Raw genomic sequence first — 23,909 nt, 5'->3', positions numbered from 1 at the left:
AATGGATTTTAATAGTGAAATAATCTTATTTTTTTGAATGTTTTTTACATATTTTTGCACAAAAATTCATCTAAAATTCATCACAAATATGAAATTCAAAAATACATTTCTTACACTTTCTTTTCTTTTGACCAGTGTTGTTTCCTTTTCACAGCAAATAGGGAGCGGTTATGCTCCTGCAGCAATTAATGATTTTAATAAAGAATTACTTTCAGGGTTTTATCAGGGGTATAATGCTGCAGGACAGGTAGACAATGGTGGTTGGAATCATTTATTAAATTTACGTCATTCTGACCCAACGAACAATCATCAATTGCAAATAGTAAGCTCGTATCTTGAAAATGATAAGTTGTTTTTTAGAAAATTTGCCCGCGGTCTTGGAGCCAATAATCCTGTTTGGTACGAAATAGCTACAAGAGGAGATAACTACTTTATAGGTACTCAGGTTATTAATGGAGGTTTGACATTTCATGGAAGTGAATATAGAATTGGCTGGTCTAATTTTTCTTATGGCTCTTACATTGATGTTAATAATAGTCAAAATGCTTTGCGTATTCGTAATAAAAATAATGTTATTATGTTTGAAGTTAATGGATCAAATAACTTTTTTACAGGTAACGTAGGTATTGGTACTACTGCTCCAAGTGCAAAACTGGAAGTTGCAGGTTTAATTAAAAGTTTTGTAAATACACATTTAGGGACAGATTTACACAATTTTCAATTATTAAATGAGATAGGAGGACGAGTAGGTGATAATATGATTTTGAATAGGTTATGGTCTTTAAGAGATGTAAATAGTACTTATGATTGGTATAGTGGAAGATTACATGATGGAATTTCTATTGATGCTAGTTTTGGAACTCCTCATGTAGATACTAAGACATGGTGGGAAAGAGACCCTAACGATAATATTCAATCTTGGGTAATGCCGGAGAAACATATTTAACAATCAATAATGGCAAAGTAGGTATAGGAACAATAACGCCAGACCAAAAACTAACTGTAAATGGAACTATTCACTCTAAAGAAGTCATTGTAGATACTAGCATCACACCTGATTATGTTTTCCAAAAATACTACACAGGAAAATCAGAATTAAAATCAGATTATGCCTTCCCAACGCTTTCCGAAATTGAAGATTTTACTAAGAAAAATAATCACCTGCCAGGTGTGCCTTCTGCAAAAGAAATGCAGGAAAAAGGAATTTCTTTAGCAGAAATGTCTACTATTTTACTTCAAAAAATAGAAGAATTAACACTTTATACTATAGAGCAGCAAAAAGAAATGCAGGAACAGAAACAGTATTTGATGCAACAAAATAAAGAGATTGAGGAGCTAAAAAGTCAGGTAAAGTTATTGTTGTATTCTAAAAAATAATCTTAATATTCTGTAGCCTTTAACCTTTTCTGTTGGATTTATGAGGAAAAAAAGGTTTTTTAGTAGATGTTAAACAGTAAAAAATAAATTATAATGAAAAAACAGATTTTAATAAGTTTGATTGTCCTTGGTTCAGGCTTGAACATTAATGCTCAATGGAATGGTACAAACCCTGTCTCGACTACATCAAATGTAGGAATTGGAACAGGTTATAATGGAGTTGGAAATATTATACCTGTAGAGAAACTTACAATAGGAGAAATGGGTGGAAATTTTGCAGTTCAAGATAGAAGAACTTCAACAACAGAAAAGTATTCAAGTGGCTATAAATTTTATGATTTTGTTGGAGAATCCGCTTCAGTTTTACTTGAACATAATGCTTATTTTGGAAATAATGCTCGTGCTTTGAAATTTTTAGTTAATGGAGATGAAAGAGTTCGGATTAATTCAAATGGTAGTGTAGGAATTGGGACAAGTAATCCTACAGCAAAATTGCATGTCAATAACGGAGATAATTCTTATGGAACTATTCTTGCAAATGCTACTGAATCTGCTTTTTCTTTGTATGCAAAATCACTAACTACACAGCCTTTTGCCGAATCTTTCAGGTTAGGATTGAAATATGACTATACAGAAACCAATGGTTTTATTTCATTTTATAGAGGAGGAAGTATTTCTGGAGGTTTTTTGGGTTTCTCTACAAATGGTCAGGAAAGGATTCGTATTTCAGATGTAGGCAATGTTGGAATTGGGACTGCAAATCCAGACCAAAAACTAACCGTAAATGGAACCATTCATTCTAAAGAAGTCATTGTAGATACTAGTATCGCACCGGATTATGTTTTCCAAAAATATTATACAGGCAGATCAGAATTAAAATCAGATTATGCCTTCCCAACGCTTTCCGAAATTGAAGATTTTACTAAGAAAAACAATCACTTGCCTGGTGTGCCTTCTGCAAAAGAAATGCAGGAAAAAGGAATTTCTTTAGCAGAAATGTCTACTATTTTACTCCAAAAAATAGAAGAATTAACACTTTATACTATAGAACAGCAAAAAGAACTGAAGCGTTTAAGAGCAGAAAACGAACAATATAAATCACTAGCTGAAAGATTAGCAGCAATTGAAAAAGAATTAAAAAAATAGTTTATGAAGCAATATTTACTTCTGGTCTTTTTAGGTTTTGCACTATTTAGTCAGGCCCAAACCACAAAAATAAAGTTTAGTTACGACACTGCCGGCAATCAGGTAAGTAGAATCTTGTGTGTCAACTGTCCGCCGGAGACAGGAAAGCAAGTCAAAGAAATAGAAGCCATAGTTGAGGAAGACCTGGAAAAAATCGAAGGAGAAGATATGATTTCCTATTATCCGAATCCGGTAAAAGAAGAGCTCTATCTGAAATGGGAACTGACGGATGATAATTATGTCACTTCGATTCAGGTAATTGCAATGAACGGGCAGGTTATAAGAACCTATCAGGAAACTAAAAACAATAACACTCAGGATATTTTGTTTCAGTCTTATCCTTCAGGGGTTTATATCGTTGTGCTCCATTATAAAACAGGTGAGCCCAAAACGTTCAAAATTGTGAAACAGCTATAAAAAGCGATACAAACTTTAGAATACTTTATCCTGTTCAAATTTTAGAGACAGGAAAAACAACCTTAAACTTATATGAAACAATTTTACTTTTTCATTTTTATTTTAGTAACGCATTTTTCATTTTCTCAAAATTTTACAGATACTAAAGGAGAATTGCAAATAGCAGCTTCGGGTACTGCTGCTTACACCTTGCCAATAGCCATGCCACCAAGTATCAAAAATGTGGCGCCAATCATTAATCTTACCTACAGCAGTGGCGTAAGAGGAGGAATTGCAGGTCAGGGCTGGGGTATCAACAGTATTTCGGCCATAAGCCGTATAGCAACGCGACGTGATATTGACGGTTTTGTAGACGGAGTTGATTTTGACGATAATGATAAATTGTCTCTGGATGGCCAGCGATTATTGATAAAAACCGGGACCTATTGGGCAAACGGTTCGACTTATGAAACCGAATATAAAAGCAATACCAAAATCGAATTAAAAATAGAAGGCACTGTAACGTATTTTATTGTTACGGCACCCGACGGTTCCAGAAGCTGGTATGGCTCAAAAGGAGGTGGAAGTCTGCAAAATTCGGTATCGGTTAATTCCTGGTATATTGTGCGTTTCGAAGATACAAACGAAAACTTTATCGATTATACTTATAAAACGGTTACTTATAACAGTACAAACCAGTTGTATATTGATTCCATTATTTTTAGCGGAAACACTACAGCAGGAATTGCAGCTCAGGATAAAATAGCTTTTAAATATGAAGCCGCAGACCGGGTAGAAAGAGACTATATGAAAGGAGCGGCAGTCTATGCAACGCAAATTTTAAAATTTGTAGAGGTATATGCTAATAATTCTATTTTCAGGACTTACAAAATTACGCATGCAACTGATGATTCAGGATATGAAAGGGTAACAAGTATAAAAGAAGTCAATGCCCAGAATGAGGAAGCAAATCCTGTAGTTTTTGAGTATAATAGTACACCTACTACAACTACAAGGACTGTAAAAACGTATGATAATAATCTAAATTTTAGTGAAGCAGATCTTGCGGGTGATTTTGATGGAGATGGGAGATTGGATTTTGTGGCTGATAATAAGATTTTTACAAAATTGTTTCAGGAGAATACAGGAAATACTCCAATTGATTTACCTGTATGGATTCGTTACAAATTTGCTGCCACTACACTCACTAATAATAAACTAAACCAATTCCAGTCGATTGTTTATATTAATGAAACTTTGACCACAATAGAGTTTAAAACGTATAATTTATCTGGGAATGGAGTCGTTTTGAGCCACAATAAGATAATAGATTTTAATAATACGATGATTATTGATCCAGATTCAGATTCATATTGTAGTAGTGTTGCAAATCTTTTAAAATTTAATGATTATTTTGAAGGAGATTTTAATGGAGATGGTATAAGTGAATTTTTAATACAAAGTCGTCGAAATCACAGTATTTTAACGTATCCTTATGCAGTTTATGATGGTAACGGCTATCTAATAGACGAATATTGTATTGAAGATTGGGCGTATGATGGATATGATTTTCATTTAATGAATCTTGATCCAAATGCATCTACATCCCTAGGTCAGAAAGGATTTGTTAAATTAGAGAACAGTTCTGTTTTATTAGGAGATAAAAAATATATAGCAGATTTTAATTCTGATGGGAAGGCTGATATATTGATAGTTAATTACGATAAAACTTATAAAATAGTTAGTTTTAAACAACTAACAGTAAGCCCATGGGTTGAATTAGAAATAATCGGTTCAGGAACTTTAGATAAATATTCAGCTACAAAACAATTGCTTTTAGGCGACTACAACGGTGATGGTAAAACAGATATCATACTTCCCGATGGAGAGGGAGGAGAAGCACAGACTTTATGGCATATTTATTACAGCAACCCACAACCAGCCGGAGGGGAGTTTTTTATAAAAGAATCGCATAACATTGTGGAATATTGGCCTAATACAGGAAAAAGTTTCGCTTCTCAAACCCATTTCAGCAATTATTATGCTATTGATATCAACAAAGACGGTAAATCAGACATAGTAAGGGTTTGGAGAAGATATTACAAGCCGGGTTGGACAATCAATGACCATAATACAGAATGGTGGGTAAAAGGATATACCAATAACATAGGAAATACAGCCAGTACAACTACTTTTCCGATGACTTATGATTCAAAAAATGATAATTTAATCCTAGGGCAGCCATCCGGTTTTTTCTCGAATTCACCCGATATCCCTATTCCATTGGTATCCAATTACAGATACAACGGTGCCAATACCGATCTGGTTATTGTTCGGGGGCATTATAATAAAATAGAATATTACCAGTTCAATAAAGATTTTGATTCTGATAATCGTTTAAAGACCGTAACCGAAGCCAATGGTAAGATTGTCCAGACTATTGAGTACAAGCCAATGATGCCACCTGAAACTGGCACTACAAATAGCAGCACAGATTTTTATTCTTCGGCAGATGCCGTAAATTATCCTGATATTGAGATCGTCAGAAACTCATCAAGCTATTTGGTTTCCAAATTGACGGCAACCATCAACGGAGTTTCAAAATATCAGGACTTCAGGTACCGCGGCTATGTATCCAATTTTAATTACGGAACAGTAGGATTTACCCGCACTACAAGAAGCAGTTGGTACTTATCAGAATCCGATACCAAAATATGGACCACCCAGCACAATGATGTCAATCTGAGAGGAGCCAATACCATAACCTGGTCCAGCACCAACGGAGCTACGGTTTTTGATGCAACACCTTCTGATTTGTTGAGCACCAAAACCAATGTATTTGGTGGCTATACCAAAGGCGGTGGCGATGCTGTTTCAACGGACCCTGTTCAGGATGTTATGACCATTACAGCTCCTGTAACTGCAGGACAGACCTATAAAGCAGGTACTTCTATAACAGCCTCTTCTGCAATAGGCAATGATATAGCAGTCAATTATCAGTCGCCTGTCATTGTTTTAAAACCCGGCTTTACAGCCAGTGCTGCCAATAATACCAAATTCACAGCAACTCCGGCAGCAGTTCAGGGCGGAAGCAATGCCCCGGTTTCCAACAATAGTGTTTTCAATGTTTTATTGACCAAACAGACCACAACAGACCATTTGTCCGGCATAAAAAGCGAAACTGTTTTCAGTTATGACGGAACAGCTGATAGTCCGGGCTATTATGGTTTGGAAACCAGAACAGTTACCAAAAAATACAGCGGTTCAAACGTGCAGGGAACCACAATTGTCGATACGGAATATGACAATAATCCATCAGGAACCGGAAGTTCGTATTATATAGGAAGACCTAAAAAAGTAAATACATCCACAACATACGGCAGTGATACCCGGACTTCTGAAGAAGCGTACACCTACACAGGAACAAACCTGACCCGAACGGAGAAAAAAGGACATAATACTTATGCCATTGTAGAGGACATGACTTATGATGCCGTTGGAAATCTGCTGACCAAAACGGTCTCAGCACCCAATGCCTTGCCGGCACCTACCGCCCGAAAAATAACAGACGAGTATGATGCTACTAAACGTTTTGTAACCAAAAAAACAGATCACCAGAACTTTGTAACTACTTTTGTCTACAATACATTGGGACAGGTGATACAATCAACGAGTCCTTTGGGTGTGGTAAGCGATTATACTTTTGATAATTGGGGAAAACTCACCAAAACCAAAACCACCGGAGCATCTGCGGTACCATTGGAAACCACTATTACATATGCTAAATTATCCGATGGAGGTTACACCACTACAAGTCAGAATACCGTTGGAGACAATGCTAAAAGCATTACACAATACGATGTGTTGGGAAGAGCGATTATCACCACTACAAAAGGCTTGGCAGTCAATTCGACTATTTCAAAACAAGTGGTTTATGATGGCCTGGGAAGAAAGAAAAAAGAAAGCGAGCCTTATTTTTCATCTGTAACCCGCTGGGTAGAATATGAATATGATTACCTGATGCGTCCTACGAAGATAACACAGCCAACAGGAAGGATCCAGACATTTTCTTATTCAGGGCTGACCACCACAAGTGTTGATGACGGAAAGACAACTACGGCAACAGTAGATGCCTTGGGCAATAAAACCCAGACGACTGACCCGGGAGGAACAATCAATTTTACTTATTATGCCAATGGCCAGCTGAAAGAATCAAATTATGGTGGTCACAAAATAAACATTAGCATCGATGGCTGGGGCAATAAAACAGCGATGACCGATCCTAATGCGGGTACCTACACTTACAGTTACGATGCTTTTGGACAGTTAATTACAGAAACCACTCCGAAAGGAAAAACCGATACCACCTATGATGAATTTGGAAAGGTAACCAAACGAAAAGTATCGGGAGACGGAGCAGATATCGAGACAGATTATGTTTACAACTCTTTTGCTCAGCTGACAAGTGAGATCAGCAAGAACAGTTTAGGAGCAAACATAGACAGTTTTGGTTATACGTATGATGCACTGCACAGACCCGTAACCAATACCGAGACCAATGCCGTTTTTACACAAACCAAAACCATAACCTACGATAGTTACGGAAGACCAGTTACGGCAACCAATGCAACACAGGACCTTGTATCGGGTTTAAGTGAGTCTGTTACCACAAAAAACGGCTACAATACTTATAACGGTATCATGGATAAACTCACAGATGGCAATGATGCCGTTTTATGGCAGCTTGATACCGCCAATGAAAAAATGCAGCCCTTGACCCAGACCCTGGGGAACGGAGTTGCGATAACCAATACCTATGATGAGCATGGTTATTATACCTCTCAGAAACATACCAAAAACAGTATAAATATTATAAACAATACCTATAGTTTTAATGCTGTAAAAGGAACCCTGAGTAACCGCCAGAATGTGGCATTGGGAACATCTGAGACCTTTACCTATGATACTATGGACAGGCTCACCAACTGGACCAATCCTTTAACAGGTATTGTAGATTCGAATACCTATGACGATAGGGGAAGGATCACCACTAACAACAAACTGGGCACGGTAACCTACAACGGTAATTTCAATACCGGAATTTACCAGAAAAAGGAAATAGAACTGACAACAGAGGGAGCGGCATATTACAACGAACTGCCTAAACAACTGGTAACCTACAATATGTTTAAAAGTCCGATATCGATCAATGAAAGCGATAAAGGCAGTACAGCATTTACCTATAATTCGCATTTGTCAAGACAGGCTATGAAATTTGGCTATCAGATCCCGGCTCCGGGAGCAGATGGGGTGTATACCAAAACCAAGAACTATACCGATGACGGTACGGTAGAGATCATAAGAACCCCTACAGAAGTTACCATAAGAACCTGGGTAGGAGGTGATGCCTATGGGGCACCTTTATACACAGAAAAGACAAAAACAGTCTCAACAGGCACTATTACAGACAAAAAGTATTACCTTCACAGGGATTATCTGGGAAGTATTATAGCCATTTCAGATAATACAGGAGCAGCAGTAGAAAGACGCCAGTTTGATGCGTGGGGAAATCTGGCCAAACTGCAGCAAAACGGTGTTGCCATTACCCTGCCCACAAATGGTACAGGAGCAGCACTGATGATGCTGGACCGTGGTTATACCAGCCACGAGCATCTGGCAGAAGTTGGGCTGATACACATGAACGGCCGTTTGTACGACCCTGTTTTACGTTCATTTTTAATGCCGGACAACTTTGTACAGCAGCCTGAGAATACTCAGAATTACAACAGGTATTCGTATGTATTGAATAATCCCTTGATGTATACCGATCCTAGCGGTGAAGAAGCTATTACTTTTGGTGTTGCAGTACTAATTGGTGCCGCAATAGCGTTAACTTCATATACCCTTACAGCTTTACTGGCCGATGTACCGTTTAGCGTAGGTGGTTTGGCAAAAGCTACTTTTGTAGGAGCTGCAACTGCTGCAGTAACATTTGGAATTGGCAGTGCTGCGAGTTCAATGTTTAGTACACCTGCAATGGGATTTTGGCAAGGTGCTTATCAGGGAGCTGTAATTGGTTCGATTTCAGGAGCCGGAGGAGCAGTTTCTAATGCTATGTTTACAGGAAATACTATAACCTTAAAAGCTGTTTTAGGAGGAGCTGCAACTGGAGCTCTGATTGGCGGTGCTATCGGAGGAATTCAGGGAGGTATGAAAGCAAGTGAATCAGGTTTAGATTTTTGGCATGGGACAGGAACTTCTGATTCACCAGTAGGAAGTGTTAATACTTATGATGATTCAGGAAAATTAGAATATTCCAATAAAAATGCAAAGAATTTTTCAGATTCTCATTCGGAACTAAAAAGATTATCAGCAAATGTTGACGAATTACATGCTGATGGAACTGCCCCTAAAGGTTATAAAGTAATAGATGGTAGAATGTATAATAAATCTGGTGAGGAAATAAATGGGACAACTTTACATGAAAGATCAGGTTGGTTTAATTTAGGAAGAACGAATAAGGTATATCTAGCTAAAAGTGCTTTTGTTTCTAGAAATCAATTGTATACTGTAATGCATCATGAGTATATGCACGCATATTTTTATTCAAATGGTATCAGTTTTCTAGGTGAAAATGAACATAGGATTATTAATCAATGGGAATATGATCAAGCAAATGCTTGGAAATGGAAGGGTGAGTATGATCCAAAATTAAGATTTGGTATGGAGGGGAATCATTATTCAAATTATGGATTTAAAATAATTAAAAATTTACCTTAAAATGAAAAAAATAATATTGTTATTAATTTTACAGATGTTCATCGGTTGTAAGAAAGATAATTTTAAATCTGATTTTAAAATAATTAAAAATTATAAAATTTATGAATCGGATTCAGTGTCTATATTTAGATGTAATAATTTTGGTAAAAAAAAGAACTATGGAGAATTTAAAATAAAAGGAAAATTCCCTTTGAAGATCAGTTGTATATATCATGGAAAACATGGAGGAGAAACCATAAACCTTGAAATAAATAATAAATTACAAATAATTAAATCTTATTATTACTACGATAGCTATGATACAACTGGAGGATTTAAAGAAGAATATTCAATAACTCATATTGAAATTATATTGAACAAAAATCCTTTTGAAGAGGATATGAACAATTTTCAAGGTAAAATATTAATAAGAGGTAAGGTTAAAATAATTTCAGATGCTTTTTATGAGTTTTCTAGAATTGAAAAATTTAAATATATAGGTTATTTTATTTGTGAATAGCTGGGGCTTTGAGTAGTATAGCAAGTAGTGCTTGGAGTGGAGGTACAACTACTACAGAATATTGTGATGGAGTTACAGGTACTGTTTCACATGCTGGTCTTGGCGCAGGTACTGGAGACTTAGGTATGATTGCTTTTGGTACGGTTTCTGGTGGAGCAGGTGCAGCTTTAACAGGAGGTAATTTCTGGCAGGGAGCAGTTACTGGGCTTGTAGTTACTGGACTTAATCATTTTGCGCATTTGATAGATATATCTGGCAAACGAAATATAGATATGTATAAATTAATTGCTGCTTATCCTGGTGACGAAAATTCCCAAATATCATCAACTGATGCATTTACAAGAGTTGGCGGGGCTGTAAAAGATTTTTATGATGCTTTTGTTTTGAAAAATCCTGGACAAGCTCCTAATGCTTGTGCACTAAGAGAATCAATTGCATTTAATGACTCGGGTCATGAGTTAAATTATGTGAAAGATCAGACGTATAAAGGAGCAGATGGGAAAAATTACTTCCTAAGCTCAGAACAAATGGCTAAAAATCTGCCTAAACAATTTAATTTATCGCCGACGCCTACTAAAAATAGCACTTTAACTACTTTCAATGGTAAAAAAGGTATTTATTTTATGCAACCAAAATTTCCAAAAATTTTTGGAGCAACTGGCCACATTTCTATTTGGAATGGAAGAGCTGTTTTGGGGGGACATTCGTATGCTAATCATAGTCAATTTTATCAAGCAACATTATTTAAATAAATTTAAAATGAAAAAAATACTATTGGTTTTCTTTGTTTTGTGTATAAATATTACAAGTTCACAAACTTTAGAACAAAAAGAAAATATAAAAAAATGGTTTAATAATTATGGGGTATGTAAATGTGTAACGCAAGCATATTGGTTAAAAGATATCAAAATAGAAGATAAGAGTATCTTTTTTTGGACAAAAAAAGTACCTATTTCTTCTAACAATGTTGAGAATTTTGAAGATTATATTAATGCTTATATTAAAAAAAATATATCTAAAAATGATTTAATATTAAAAAATTGTATACTAATAACAGAAGACAAAAAATTTCGCGAAATGATAAATGAATTTATAAAATCTGATAAAATTCTTCAACTAAATAAATACAAGATATCAGAATAAGATATTAACCCGCTCCGCATTCTATGATACCCCCCCCCCTCCCGCTGGCGCGAGCGTCCCGCTCGTGAACGCAAAGTATATCTTTTACAGTAACTCAAAACTACGGGACTTTGAGTAGTATTGCGGCTAGTGCTTTCGGAGAAGGTTTTAATCATGAAGGAATAGATGCAAATGGAAATGCGATAAATGCTACAAAAGTCTGGAGAGGAGCAGGGAAATTTGCAAGTTCAGGAGCTGGAATGATTGCTTTTGGGACAGTTTCTGGTGGCGCAGGAGCTGCTTTAACAGGAGGTAATTTCTGGCAAGGGGCAGCTACTGGGCTTGTAGTTAGTGGACTGAATCATTATGTGCACCAAATAGAAATTAAAAGTCAAATCGAGAGTAAATATCCAGGACTATACAAGACACTTTCAAAATTGAAGTCATATGTTAAAGACCATCCGTCAATTTTAGAATCGTTAAGAATGTATAGTGGTTTTTCCGATAGTAAAATTTTTCAATTATTATCTATAAAAAATCTTGTTAATATGGTAAAAGTTGGCGGTACTGATGGACATTTTGGATTATTTGATCCGAAAGACCCTAATTATGTACGTATTAGAGCTAATATTGTTACTAGTTTAGATAGTGGTGGTTATAAATTTCTTCCCTTTAAAATATCTGAAACTCTCAATGGGACATCTTTTTTTGCTGCAGTAACTATTTTACATGAAATAGTACATTATGGTAGGTATTGGAATGGTTTATCTAGACTTATTGATGGATCTGAGGCTGGACAAACTTTTGAAAAACGTGTTTTTGGAGGAGTATTAGATATTGTTGGATCAACAAAAAATGCAAATACATATGACTGGAAATTTTAAAATAATTGGAATAATTTTTTTATTATTATTGTTTAATTGTAAAAAAAACGAAAACAATTTAATAATTGAAGACGGGAAAAAATTAGTAGAACAAAATATTAATGTTTTATTAGATTCTATTGAGTCTTTTGATATTTCTAAGATCAAGGTTCCTCCAGTTTCTTTGAAAGACTTTAAAAATTATAAGCCTATTAAAACTGAACAACTCAGAATAAAATTGTTAGATTCGGTTTTAGTTAAAAAACAAGGAAAAGGTTTTTTTGAATTTAATTTAGATGAAAAATGTTTAATAAATTTAAAATCTAAATACAAGACTAATATTGTTAAATTAAATAATCATAGTGGAAATGTATTATTTGTGAGTTTTTTTAATTTTTGGATAAAAAATAATATAGGAGTAATTGAAGTAAAAAAGACAATAGGGATAAGTATGTCTCATGATAAATATTATTTTAAAAAAAAGAATGATAAATGGATTTTCATTAGAAAAGAATTGTTGAATATGGGATGAGCCCTTCAGCTGGCGCAAGCAGAAATAAGTTCCCCTGCTCCGCAAAGTTTCATGACTTTGCGGATTTTTAAAAGTTCTTGAAAGCCGTAAAATATGATAAAAGTCTCCCGACTTTTTCCGTGAATGTCTTGATAATTGTATTTTTTCAAGTGTTATTGGTGAATATGCAACTGCCAAAAAACGTTGTAGCGGCATAATAGGAACGGGTACTCTGTAAAGTATATAAAAAGTAAAACCTCGCAAATTGCGAGGTTTTTTATTTGTCAAACTTGTTTTAGTGTACTTTATAAATGGTTAACTGTTGTAAGTAAAAATTCAGCAGTTCACATACATGACAATGTTAGTGAAGAATACTTCGAAAAACAAGGGGTTATTTACTGATTAGTTTTTCTATTCTTGCTATCATTTCGTCTTTCTCTTTCAGCATACGCTCATATAGTGCGATTTTTTCTTCGTGAAGCTGAATCAATTTGTCGATTGGATTATTATTGAAAGTTGGATTGTAATTTATTAAGCCTTGAGTATCATGAAATGTATTAGAAATAATATTTATTGCCTGTTCCTCATCAAAATTCTGAAAAGCTTCAACAGGAATTTTCAAAGAATTTGAGATTTGTTTAAGAAGACCATCTTCAATAACATCTTTCTGTTCCAGGATAGAAATTTTCTTCTGGTTCCAGTCATCTCCCAGATCATAAGCCAGTGCTTCCTGTTTGATGCCGAGCATTTCTCTAAAACGTTTTACGTTTCTTCCCTGATGTATTTTCTGTTCCATAACGAGTATCAATTTTCTAATGGTTCAAAGATAAAGCCATTTAGATTAAAAAGTCTTAGTCTCAAAGATAAAAAAATATTGGGTTAAACCTCTTTTTTGTCAGATATTATATCCTCATTTCGTATAAATTATACTTTTAAAATTATAATTTCGCTGGTAAATAATAAAATACGACTTTACGGAAACGCTCTCAAAACTTTTATTGTCATAATACTAAAGCGAGTATTTAGATAGGACGTAACAGCTTTATGGATAAAGCATAGATAAAGCATGGATAGTGCATGAAAAAGCATGAAAAAGATAAACCCAATAAAATGACAAACCCCTGGACTCAAAGATGGAATGACCGCTACAGCAATGAAGAATTTGCTTATGGTACAGCACCTAACAATTACCTGAAAGAACAGCTCGAAAAATTAAACCCCGGAACCATACTTTTCCCCGCAGAAGGCGAAGGCCGAAATGCTGTTTTTGCAGCCAGATCAGGCTGGAAAGCTGAGGCTTTTGATATTAGTGCTGAAGGAAAAAACAAAGCATTAAAACTGGCTGAGATTAATAATGTAACGATCAATTATCAGGTGGGTGAATTAGAATTCCTGAATTATCATAGAGAACAATTTGACGCTATTGCCTTAATTTATGCACATTTTCCGGCAGAAATAAAATCGGCTATTCATAAAACGCTGCAGCAGTATTTACGCAAGGGTGGAATTGTAATTTTTGAAGCCTTCAGCAAAAAACATCTCGAATATCTGGCGAAAGATGACAGAGTAGGCGGCCCAAAAGATATTGAATCCTTATTCTCTATTGAGGAAATCCAGTCTGATTTTCCTGATTATAAAATCATCGAACTGGAAGAAAAAGAAATCGAACTGAACGAAGGTTTGTTTCATAACGGAAAAGGTTCTGTGATTCGTTTTGTTGGAAGGAAAAAATAGAAAGAACGTATAAAATATCAGTTTGTTGAATTTTAATATTAACTTATTGTAATTCAGGTTTTTGTTTGTTGTTTTAATTTGTATTTTCGTAATAAAAAACTATCAATTAACGTCGGCCTAATTTTTTTAAAAAGGCGTTTCTCATTTTGCATTACCCATTTTTGGATTAAAGAGTACATAAATCTAAACAAATTTTATAATGGCAAAATCAAAAACAATTGTATTAGTACACGGCATGTTCGTGAATGATAGTAGCTGGTCAGACTGGAAAAAATATTATGAAGAAAAGGGTTTTACGGTTTATGCACCGCCAAATCCGGGACACGAGGGAAATCCTGTGGATCTTAGGGAGAATATTCACCCTAAACTTGTCGAAACAGGTTTTATAGATGTAGTAATGAACATCGCAAACCTGATTGATACACTGCCTGAAAAGCCGCTTGTAATCGGACATTCAATGGCTGGTCTTGCAGTACAAAAATTACTGGATCTGGGTAAAGTCGATGCTGCAGTGAGTATTGACGGAGCGCCGCCAAAAAATGTTTTTCCGCCATTTTCTACGGTAAAAATCGTTTGGCCTGCTGTCAATTTTTTTGCGAGTAAAGGATATTATTTAGGAACCAGAGATTGGTACAACAGAGCATTTTTCAATACACTTTCAAAAGCAGAACAAGACAAAGCATACGATCTGGTTGCGGTTCCTGAAAGCAGAAAAATAGGACAGGAGACATTATTAAAGTCTTTTTCGAATGCAGATTTTAAAAAACCGCATCAGCCCATTTTGTTTATCGGAGGAGGAAAAGACACAATTTTTCCGCCTGAGTTAACTAAAAAAATAGCCGGTAAATACAAACATCCTGGGAGCAAAGTTGATGTGAAGATTTTTGATGATAAAAGCCATTTTATCTGTGGCGAAAAAGGCTGGGAAGAAGTAGCTGATTATATTTTGAAATGGTACACCGATTTATAGCTAAAATTAATAAGAGACGCACAGCTGTGTGTCTCTTATTAATTTTAGGGTATTATATAATTTATCTATCAGCCAACCAATGCAATGACCAGTCTCTTAGGACAATGCATTCCGGTATTTTTACAATTCAATTTTGTTATCTGGTGTTGGCGCAGATATATTTCAACAATTTTACGAATAGTGGATGCAGGAAGATTTGTTTTATAGTTATGATAATGGCGATCAAATAAAACCAGCTCAACCATTTCCTATTTTAAAGGATTTTGAATTATAAATACTGGTCACGATTATTGTTCAACTGCTTTAAAAATGAGTGATTCTTATCTGAAGAAAAATAATAACGTTTTGATGGAGTTTATTTGGATATCATAGACGCTTTTGTGTTTTGTGAATGAGGAAAAAACACAACTTCAGAGAGAAAAACCATGATTTTTGGCATTGAAAAATATTTAATAAAATCATTACTTTTTAACAATTATCATTTCAATTATGAAAAATTAACTAATTAATAAAATCAAAAATGCTTTTATGTTGATAATATAATAATGGTCTTAAAATAGACTTTTAGCCCTAAATAGCTTGGTGTGAAATTTTTCATTTTATAAATTTGAAAAAAAAAAATACTATGACAGAGAAGAAAAGCACTAACAAAAAACCACTCATTCTATCACTTTTAATATTACTTGTAGGAGGCTATTCCTATTACCTATATGAAAGTAATACTAAACTCAATACTGAAAAAACAGCATTAATTGACAATCTTACCAAATCAAGAGATTCAATTGCATCAGTAATCAATGAAAACAGCTCTATTAAAGAAGAACTATTGGTAGAACAGCAAAAAATCACGAATCTGATTGATGAATTAAAAGAATCAAAAGCCACGGTAGAAGAACTGAACAAATACAAAACAGAAGTTGTAAAACTTAGAAAACAGGTTACACTCCTCAAAAGCGATAAGATGGAATTGGTGGAGAAATACGAAGCTTTGAAAAACAAACAGGACAGTACATTGACTGTTTTAAAAGATAAAGAAGAAAGAAACGGTAATGGTTACGATAATACTAAAGTTAATTTGTCATCCAATCGTGGTACAAGTCTTTCTGAACACCTTAATGTTACTAAAAGTAAAAACGTAGTTTTTGCCAATTTGAGAGTAGAAACTTATTCGGCAAATAAAACGTTGACCAAAATGGTTACAACGGATAAATCGGATATGGTGAATTTTTGCAGAATCAAATTTTTGATCCGTGGAAATTCAAGTGTAAGCGACTCAAAAGGAAGGTATTATGTTCAGATTATTAGTCCGGAAGGAGATGTAATAGGGTATAAACTTTCGCATAAATTTGGTTCCATTGTTTTAGATTATAGTTACCATGAAGACTATAGTTATGCAGGAGAAAATTTAGAGGAAATATCAGGTCTGCCTTTGTCTGATTTATCAAAAGGAAATTACACCATCTATTTGTTTAAAAACGACAAAATTGCCTTGAAATCAGGTTTTACTTTAATTTAATCCAAATACCCCATTCCATCACAATGAATTCAAAACAAATTCAAATTCTAAAAAGGTCTATCAGTAATTATAATATCAATGAATCAAGTAAATATTTGGACGAATTTGAAAATAGTGTGTCCAAAGCTATTGATTTGTCTTTAGAAATAATTGTAAAAAAAATAATTGATACTACTGATAGCTTCAAAATAGACTTGTTTTATAAAGACGCTCATAAAATAAGAAATACCTATGAAAATATAATCCAAAATATCCCTGCTGTTTTAACCAATGATACTTCATTGGATGAGCTTAGTGAAAATTTTGAATTGAATTTTTCGCTTGATTGGACTAATATCACGGAGTCTATTGCTCAAAAAACTTTCATTAAATTAGATTCTGCTGAAAGAATTTTTAAAATGTCGATTATAGCAGTAATTTGTTATTTTGCTGAACAAAAAATAGATAGAGCCCAAATCAAATCCCATTTTGAAGACGAAGTAGCAGAGAAAGAGCCCGAACAAAATATTCAGGAAAAAGTAATAGAAGAAAAAACTAAACCGGGTTTATCTAAAAAAATGATGTTTGCCATAGCGGCAATATTTCTGGTGGTTTTATCATTGTTTTTTATGGCAGGTTCCAAACAAGTAACAACTGCAACAGAAACCACCATCGATGCAGAAAAACAGCCTCAGAACATTGAATTTAAAGACATTAACAAACTCGGCGACTACATCGATTATATGCTGCCAAGTGACGATATTATTACCATACCGGAAAAAGGCAGCGAGAAAGCTATTCTGGATTTTATTCTCGATAATTCCAACAGCCTCAATGGTTCAGGATACTGGATTGTTTTAGACAGAATCCATTTCAAAGACAGAGCTCCTTCTTATTTTATTGATTCTGAAGAACAAATAACCAACATTGCCCTGATTTTATCTTCTTTCCCAAAAACCAAAATAGAAATTGCAGGTTACACCGATAATTTAGGTAATCCTAAAAGTAACGAAACTTTGAGTCTGAAAAGAGCAAATTCAATAAAAGATGCGTTGATAAAATTAAAAATTACAGAAGACAGAATTACTACAAAAGGCTATGGGCAGGAATTTCCTTTGTTCAAAAATGATAATGAAGCAAATAGAAAAGAAAACAGAAGAATTGCTGTTAAAATAATTAAATAAACCACTCTGCACTGAAAATGAAGAAGTTTGTTTTGACGTGAGATCTTCAGTTTCTCCATTCTGAAAACTTATTTAATAATATTCAAAAGTCAAAGATTATATTTTTTCGTATTGCTAAAACCCTAATCTGAGACCAATAAATAAAGGCCGAAGTGAAAGCTTCGGCCTTTATTTTATAATAATCCAATAAAATTTCCTGTGATTTTTTCTGCCTTGGATATTTGATTATAAGGCTTTGAATATAGCTATCGTTGTTAGTTGGATTTTAGCGACATTATTATAACCCACAACAGCTACTTCATTTCAACTTATTATAATTTTGCTTCAGATTACCACGGAATACTTCAACTAAATTAAAGTTTTACCCTGCGTTTTTTAGCTCTATCTATTTCATTGTAAACCCTTCTTTAAATCTGTCAACCATCTACCAAACAAAAAGCCACTATTTATCATTGGTTAGAATGACAAATAATGGCTTTCAAGAAAAATGCTTGATGCAAAAAAAGACTTTTATTTATTAATGAACTGGTTACCATCCAATCCATCAATTTCCTGTTGTTCACTTACTTTAATAGGTGAAATGGCATTGACTATAATAAATAGTAAATAAGAAACCGCAAAAGAAAACACTGAAACAATTACTATGGCGATAATCTGGTTTACGATTAATGTTGAACCACCAAATAACAAACCAGGCTCAGTAATAGCTGGATTAATTGCTTTATTGGCAAAAACTCCGGTTAATAACATACCTGAAATTCCACCTAAGGCATGACAGCCAAATACATCCAGTGCATCGTTGATGATTTTGAATTCACTCACAATAATATAACTGATAATGCTGGCAATACAACCTATCGAAACGGCGTGTTCAATACTTACATAACCGGAAGCAGGTGTAATGGCAACTAAACCAACCAGGATCCCCAGACAGGTTTCGACAGCAGTAATTTGATAACCTCTGATTTTATCCAGAAACATCCAGGCAAATCCGCCCGCTGCAGCAGCAACTACCGAATTGGCTATGGCTTGTGCCGCCAGACCATTTGCCGCTAAGGCTGATCCTCCATTGAAACCCAGCCATCCAATCCATAAAATTCCTGTTCCTAAAAGTACATACGGAACCTGTTCCGCTTTGGAGACATGCAGTTTTCGTTCTCCTAAATAGATGGCTCCTGCTAATGCAGCCCAGCCAGCACTCATGTGTACAACTGTACCTCCGGCAAAATCCAAAACTCCCAGTTTAAAAAAGAATCCATCAGGATGCCAGGTCATGTGTGCAATTGGAGCATACACAAATAATGAAAATAAGGCGATAAATAATATATAAGGCAGTAAGTTGATACGTTCTGCAAATGAACCTGAAATTAAGGCAGGCGTAATAATGGCAAACATCATTTGATAAACTGCAAAAATAATCAATGGTGTAGTGGGTGATAAAATCCAGCTGGATTGTATGCCAACGCCCTGAAAAAAGAAATGGGTACTCGGGTCTCCAATGATTCCTCTAATAGAAGGGCCGAAACTTAAACTATAACCAACGATTAACCATAAGACAGCAATTACAACCATGGCCAAAAAGCTTTGCAGCATAGTAGTAATTACACTGTTTTTACCTACTAAACCACCGTAAAAAAAAGCAAGTCCCGGAGTCATCAATAATACTAAGACACTCGCAACAATCATCCAGGCTGTGTCCCCGGAATCAAACTTGGGTGTGCTCACAGGAATGACCTGATCGACAAAAATTAAATTAGAAAAAATAGGCACAATCATTACCAATAATAAAACCAGTGTTAAAAAAAATCTTTTCATGTTGTATTGTTTTGAGTTCATTCAAAAATATTGATTTAATAATTATTTGTTAAAAAAAGACAGATTGTCAAGAGTAAAAAGAAGCTTTTTTTAACAGGATTAGTTGTCTTAAAAAAACGAATTATTTTTTTTAGACAGACTCATTTTAATAATTCTATAATTTGGGTCTATAAAAAAGCAGTCAGATTATGGGATACATATAAATGCATGAAATTAAAAATATTTATTAAAAAACATGTTTAACTGATAATTATATTACAGTTTTGTTAATTTTAACTAATTAATTAAAAAATATTCGCCAATAATACTTGGTTATGAAAATTATGTTAATTTTGTTCTTGAGCCAAAATGATATATTCTATTGATTTAAAAAATAAGAAAATGGGAGCGGAAGAATCTAAATATAATATAAGCCCAATGAGTAGTTCAGATGACAAAGTATTTGAATTGACACAAAGACCAACACCTTCAGACAGGGAAGTGATTTGGGATAAAACAAAGACTTTGCTTTGTAAAACCGATTCTAAAGGAACTATAATGTATGCTAATGAAGCATTCATTGATGTTTGCGGTTATGATGATTTTGAATTAATCACCAAAAGCTGCAACATCACCAGACATCCGGACATGCCCAGAGTAATATTCAAAATCATGTGGGAAATTATTTCTGAAGGAAAACATTTTATCACATTGGTTAAGAATATGGCAAAAACTGGCCGATATTATTGGGTAATTAATGAAATCAACACGGCTACAGATAAAAACGGAGAGTACACGTATACCAGTAGACAGAATTCTTTATCAGAAGAAAGCAAAGCTTTGAAAAAAGTGATCACATTATATAAAAAACTACTGCATATTGAACAGGCCAGCGGTGTAGTAGCAAGCGAAAATTATCTGATTGGTTTTCTGGAAGAACGTAATCAAACGTTTGTGGAATATATCACCAGTATTTTGGAATCCAATAATTCAGATGAAAACGAAGTAGTAGAAAATAATGTAGAAGCTGCAATGACTTCAAAAGTTATTGAAAAGACTGTCTCTGAAAATTCAGATACAGAAGGTTCCGATATCATTAAGATTAAGAAAAAAGGATTTTTTACAGGTTTCTTCGCCAATGAAGAAGAAAAATAAATATCAATAAATAACGAAAAACCTCAATTTCTTTAAGTAATTTATAAAGAGATTGAGGTTTTTTATTGCCTCAGTATTTTATTAATACCCTCTGATCATAAGGTTATTGTTCTTTTTTTTTAGAATCAAAAGAATGAATATAAAATTTGATGCAGCCAAATATTAGATTGCTGATTTTATAAGTTTTTTTATATCAAAAATCAAAAAACAGAAATCATTTTATCTTTTAATACTTAACTTAATGACATTGGGTGCGTGTCTCTAACTAAACTTTCTTTAATCGAATGTTAATTTCCCGATTGACATAACTCCATTCTTCTGTTTTTCTTAAAGTGTGTAAAAGCTCATCAAAAGCTTCAGCATCTGTCGGGGCATATTCAAACCAGGTTAAAAAATCAAATGCTTCACCAATATCTCTCGAATGAAATAATTTTCGGGCAATAGCAGGCAGGTATTTCATTCCGGTTTGGGTATGCTCCGATTTGCTCTCCATTATCTTTCTGCGTTCATCTTGCGCCAGACTCCACCAGGTTTCAGATTTTCGAATCGGAATAAAGGCCCCAAGGGTAGAACTTTTTCTCCCAAGGTCTTCCTGAATAGCAGTTAATTTGTCTTTTTCCTCTTTTTCGGTATAACGCAAATTGCTGATAATTCCTTTAAAAGACCAAATTCCGGTTTCAGATTGAATTAAATCGCTTTGAGGGACTTTGGTTAAATGAGAAACCATTTCGATAGGGTTGCCTTTGAGCGTTGACATTGAAGTGACTTCCCATTCGCCAGAATTATCTCCGATGAAATCAAAAATTGTATTTGTCATAGTTTCCGGATTTAATTACTAAAAGATGCTTTCTTGTTGAATTTCAATAATACTATTGCAGTACAGGATTGCTGATTATAAAACTAATTTTTATAGGTCATTCCCATATCTTCAATAGAGAATTTATCGGTCAATAGATGCAATAATCTATCTCTTAGGGCAATATATTCAGGCATTTTTACAATTTCAATTTTGTTTCTTGGCCTTGGCAGATGTACTTCAACAATTTCACGGATTGTAGAAGCCGGACCGTCATTCAGCACCACAATTCGGTCTGATAAAAACAAAGCTTCTTCGATATCATGCGTAATCATCACAATCGTTTTTTCACGGTTGTTCAGGTTCCATAATTTTAAAACTTCCAGTTGCATTGAACCTTTCGTAAGGGCATCCAAAGCACCAAACGGTTCGTCCAGAAGCAATACACCAGGATTAATTGCAAAGGCTCTCGCAATAGCAACACGCTGTTTCATTCCTCCCGAAAGTTGTCCCGGTAATTTGTCTTTGTGCTGATATAAATTCACCATTTTCAGGTTCTGAATCACGATTTCGTGTTTTTCTTTTTTAGAAACATTCATTACCGAATCAACAGCCTGAAAAATGTTTTCTTCCACAGTCAGCCAAGGTAGAAGCGAGTAGTTTTGAAAAACAATTCCACGATCCGGTCCAGGGCCTTTTATTTTTTGGTTAGCTAATTCAACAGAACCTCCGGTTGGAGTAAGCATTCCGCCAATAGCATTCATAATAGTTGATTTTCCACAGCCTGAATGCCCAATGATAGAGATGATTTCTCCTTTTTGAATGGATAAATTAATGTCTTGAACAGCTATATATTTTCCTTTTGGGGTTGGGAATGATATTTCTAAATTTTTTATTTCTAAATAACTCATGATGTTTTAGTTTTAAGTTTTTAAAAAGTTTCAGGTTTCAGGTTCCAGTGAAAAAACTTAGTATCTTAGCCACTTAGAACCTCAGAACCTTTTTGTTAGGCTTTATAAGCCACTTTGTTTTCAATAAAAGTGAATAATTTATCAAATAGTAATCCGACAATTCCGATGATGATAATGGCCGAAATTACTTTTTCTAAACTCAGGGCATTCCAGCTGTCCCATACAAAAAATCCAATTCCTGCACCGCCCGAAAGCATTTCTCCGGCAACAATTACAAGCCATGCAACACTGATACTTAAACGTAATCCGGTAATGATGTGAGGCAAACTATACGGAATCAAAATTTTGGTTAAATAACGCATTTTTGAGAACCCGAAAGCTTTTGCCACATTCTTATGATCTTGTGGGATTGAAGCTATTCCGAAAGAAGTATTGATTAAAGTTGACCACAATGAGGTGATGAAAACGATGAAAATGGTTGCCATTCCCGTATCTTTAAAAACCACAAGTCCAATTGGGAACCATGCTAAAGGCGAAACCGGTTTTAAAAGCTGTACAATCGGATAGAAAATTTGTTTGCAAATGGCGCTTGCTCCCATTAAAATCCCAATAGGAATTGCTATTAAAGAGCCTAATAAAAATCCGGATAAAACGGTTTTTATTGAATTGAATAACTGCAATCCGATTCCTTTGTCATTAGGACCATAATCATAAAACGGATCGCTTAGCATTTCCTTCAAAACGGTAAAAGTAGCCAAAGGTCCCGGCAGAGCGTCTTTGGTATAAATGCTTAGCAAAGTCCAGAAGCCTATAAAAAACAGGACTCCGACTCCTGCTAATGTTGTCGATTTTAATTTTTCTGCAAATTGACTTATCAGCAATTTGAACTTGACATTTTTTACTGCATCAGGGGTAATATTCGAAGATAGAACTTCGGGCTGACCGCTAATATCACTTAGTGTTAATGTATCTTTATCTGACATGGCGTTGTGATTTAAAGTTGAAATTATTTTTTGAATAAGAAAGTTGATTTTGCCACAGATTAAAAGATTTTAACAGACTAAAAGTGCTTTAAGTAGGTTTAAAGAAATAATCTTTTTAATCCTTAAAATCTGTGGCAGTAATTTAGCTATGTGT

Annotated in this window: 20 protein-coding genes; 15 read left to right on the top strand and 5 right to left on the bottom strand. The window is 34.5% G+C overall.

All coding sequences use genetic code 11. The features are described 5' to 3' along the window. The first annotated feature begins 88 nt into the window (after positions 1–88). The 10 genes from GWR14_RS08985 (at position 89) to GWR14_RS08940 (ending at position 12,754) form a co-directional block, all read left to right on the top strand. The gene (locus GWR14_RS08985) at positions 89–946 is read left to right on the top strand and encodes a hypothetical protein (protein ID WP_163408699.1); all 858 of its coding nucleotides are present in this window, start codon (positions 89–91) and stop codon (positions 944–946) included. Then, entirely contained in the window at positions 919–1,377 is a 459-nt protein-coding gene (locus tag GWR14_RS08980) for a hypothetical protein (RefSeq protein WP_163408698.1), read from the top strand. Before GWR14_RS08985 ends, GWR14_RS08980 begins: the two co-directional genes overlap by 28 nt. A 93-nt stretch (positions 1,378–1,470) precedes the next feature. After that, positions 1,471–2,523, top strand: a complete 1,053-nt coding sequence (locus GWR14_RS08975) for a hypothetical protein (protein WP_163408697.1) — start codon at positions 1,471–1,473, stop codon at positions 2,521–2,523. A 3-nt stretch (positions 2,524–2,526) separates the two neighbouring features. Further along, the gene (locus tag GWR14_RS08970; protein ID WP_163408696.1) at positions 2,527–2,979 is read left to right on the top strand and encodes a T9SS type A sorting domain-containing protein; all 453 of its coding nucleotides are present in this window, start codon (positions 2,527–2,529) and stop codon (positions 2,977–2,979) included. A gap of 72 nt (positions 2,980–3,051) precedes the next feature. Continuing rightward, on the top strand, positions 3,052–9,738 hold the full coding sequence (locus GWR14_RS08965) for an RHS repeat-associated core domain-containing protein (protein WP_163408695.1): 6,687 nt from the start codon (positions 3,052–3,054) through the stop codon (positions 9,736–9,738). 1 nt (position 9,739) lies between these two features. Continuing rightward, positions 9,740–10,237 carry a hypothetical protein gene (locus GWR14_RS08960; RefSeq protein WP_163408694.1) on the top strand — a complete coding sequence of 166 codons (498 nt, stop codon included), beginning with the start codon at positions 9,740–9,742 and terminating at the stop codon, positions 10,235–10,237. An 8-nt stretch (positions 10,238–10,245) separates the two neighbouring features. After that, on the top strand, positions 10,246–10,989 hold the full coding sequence (locus GWR14_RS08955) for a T6SS effector amidase Tae4 family protein (RefSeq protein ID WP_163408693.1): 744 nt from the start codon (positions 10,246–10,248) through the stop codon (positions 10,987–10,989). A gap of 7 nt (positions 10,990–10,996) precedes the next feature. Continuing rightward, positions 10,997–11,380, top strand: a complete 384-nt coding sequence (locus GWR14_RS08950) for a hypothetical protein (RefSeq protein WP_163408692.1) — start codon at positions 10,997–10,999, stop codon at positions 11,378–11,380. Positions 11,381–11,490: 110 nt separating this feature from the next. Beyond that, positions 11,491–12,243 carry a hypothetical protein gene (locus GWR14_RS08945; protein ID WP_163408691.1) on the top strand — a complete coding sequence of 251 codons (753 nt, stop codon included), beginning with the start codon at positions 11,491–11,493 and terminating at the stop codon, positions 12,241–12,243. Beyond that, positions 12,227–12,754 carry a hypothetical protein gene (locus GWR14_RS08940; RefSeq protein ID WP_163408690.1) on the top strand — a complete coding sequence of 176 codons (528 nt, stop codon included), beginning with the start codon at positions 12,227–12,229 and terminating at the stop codon, positions 12,752–12,754. The genes GWR14_RS08945 and GWR14_RS08940 overlap by 17 nt, the downstream gene beginning before the upstream one ends. A gap of 370 nt (positions 12,755–13,124) precedes the next feature. On the opposite strand, the gene GWR14_RS08935 is transcribed toward GWR14_RS08940, so the two are convergent. After that, complete coding sequence (locus tag GWR14_RS08935) at positions 13,125–13,529, bottom strand: helix-turn-helix domain-containing protein (RefSeq protein ID WP_163408689.1); 405 nt, start codon at positions 13,527–13,529, stop codon at positions 13,125–13,127. 314 nt (positions 13,530–13,843) lie between these two features. On the opposite strand from GWR14_RS08935, the gene GWR14_RS08930 reads away from it, so the two are divergent. The 4 genes from GWR14_RS08930 to GWR14_RS08915 all read left to right on the top strand — a co-directional run bounded on the left by GWR14_RS08930 (position 13,844) and on the right by GWR14_RS08915 (position 18,116). Then, positions 13,844–14,467 (top strand): class I SAM-dependent methyltransferase, encoded by a 624-nt coding sequence (locus GWR14_RS08930; protein WP_163408918.1) that lies wholly within the window; start codon positions 13,844–13,846, stop codon positions 14,465–14,467. 199 nt (positions 14,468–14,666) lie between these two features. Next, positions 14,667–15,437: an alpha/beta hydrolase gene (locus GWR14_RS08925; protein WP_163408688.1), complete on the top strand. Its 771-nt coding sequence runs from the start codon at positions 14,667–14,669 to the stop codon at positions 15,435–15,437. 625 nt (positions 15,438–16,062) lie between these two features. Continuing rightward, positions 16,063–16,953 (top strand): hypothetical protein, encoded by an 891-nt coding sequence (locus tag GWR14_RS08920; RefSeq protein WP_163408687.1) that lies wholly within the window; start codon positions 16,063–16,065, stop codon positions 16,951–16,953. A gap of 23 nt (positions 16,954–16,976) precedes the next feature. Then, the gene (locus GWR14_RS08915; protein ID WP_163408686.1) at positions 16,977–18,116 is read left to right on the top strand and encodes an OmpA family protein; all 1,140 of its coding nucleotides are present in this window, start codon (positions 16,977–16,979) and stop codon (positions 18,114–18,116) included. A 510-nt stretch (positions 18,117–18,626) separates the two neighbouring features. Here the strand turns inward: GWR14_RS08915 and GWR14_RS08910 are convergent. Then, positions 18,627–19,931, bottom strand: coding sequence for an ammonium transporter (locus GWR14_RS08910; RefSeq protein WP_163408685.1), 1,305 nt, complete (start codon positions 19,929–19,931; stop codon positions 18,627–18,629). Between the two features lie 381 nt (positions 19,932–20,312). Here GWR14_RS08910 and GWR14_RS08905 point away from each other — a divergent pair, with 381 nt between their 5' ends. Further along, on the top strand, positions 20,313–21,065 hold the full coding sequence (locus tag GWR14_RS08905; RefSeq protein WP_246236308.1) for a PAS domain-containing protein: 753 nt from the start codon (positions 20,313–20,315) through the stop codon (positions 21,063–21,065). Between the two features lie 265 nt (positions 21,066–21,330). Here GWR14_RS08905 and GWR14_RS08900 read toward each other — a convergent pair whose 3' ends face one another. The 3 genes from GWR14_RS08900 to ntrB all read right to left on the bottom strand — a co-directional run bounded on the left by GWR14_RS08900 (position 21,331) and on the right by ntrB (position 23,755). After that, complete coding sequence (locus tag GWR14_RS08900) at positions 21,331–21,882, bottom strand: chlorite dismutase family protein (RefSeq protein ID WP_163408684.1); 552 nt, start codon at positions 21,880–21,882, stop codon at positions 21,331–21,333. An 83-nt stretch (positions 21,883–21,965) separates the two neighbouring features. Further along, complete coding sequence (locus GWR14_RS08895) at positions 21,966–22,772, bottom strand: ABC transporter ATP-binding protein (protein ID WP_163408683.1); 807 nt, start codon at positions 22,770–22,772, stop codon at positions 21,966–21,968. A 95-nt stretch (positions 22,773–22,867) separates the two neighbouring features. Continuing rightward, positions 22,868–23,755, bottom strand: coding sequence for a nitrate ABC transporter permease (gene ntrB / locus GWR14_RS08890; protein ID WP_163408682.1), 888 nt, complete (start codon positions 23,753–23,755; stop codon positions 22,868–22,870). Between the last annotated feature and the right edge of the window lie 154 nt (positions 23,756–23,909).

The sequence above is a fragment of the Flavobacterium ajazii genome (genome assembly GCF_010614725.1).
Classification (GTDB): domain Bacteria; phylum Bacteroidota; class Bacteroidia; order Flavobacteriales; family Flavobacteriaceae; genus Flavobacterium; species Flavobacterium ajazii.
The sequence above is the reverse complement of the archived record's forward strand: the minus strand, read 5'-3'. Positions and strand labels throughout refer to the sequence as shown.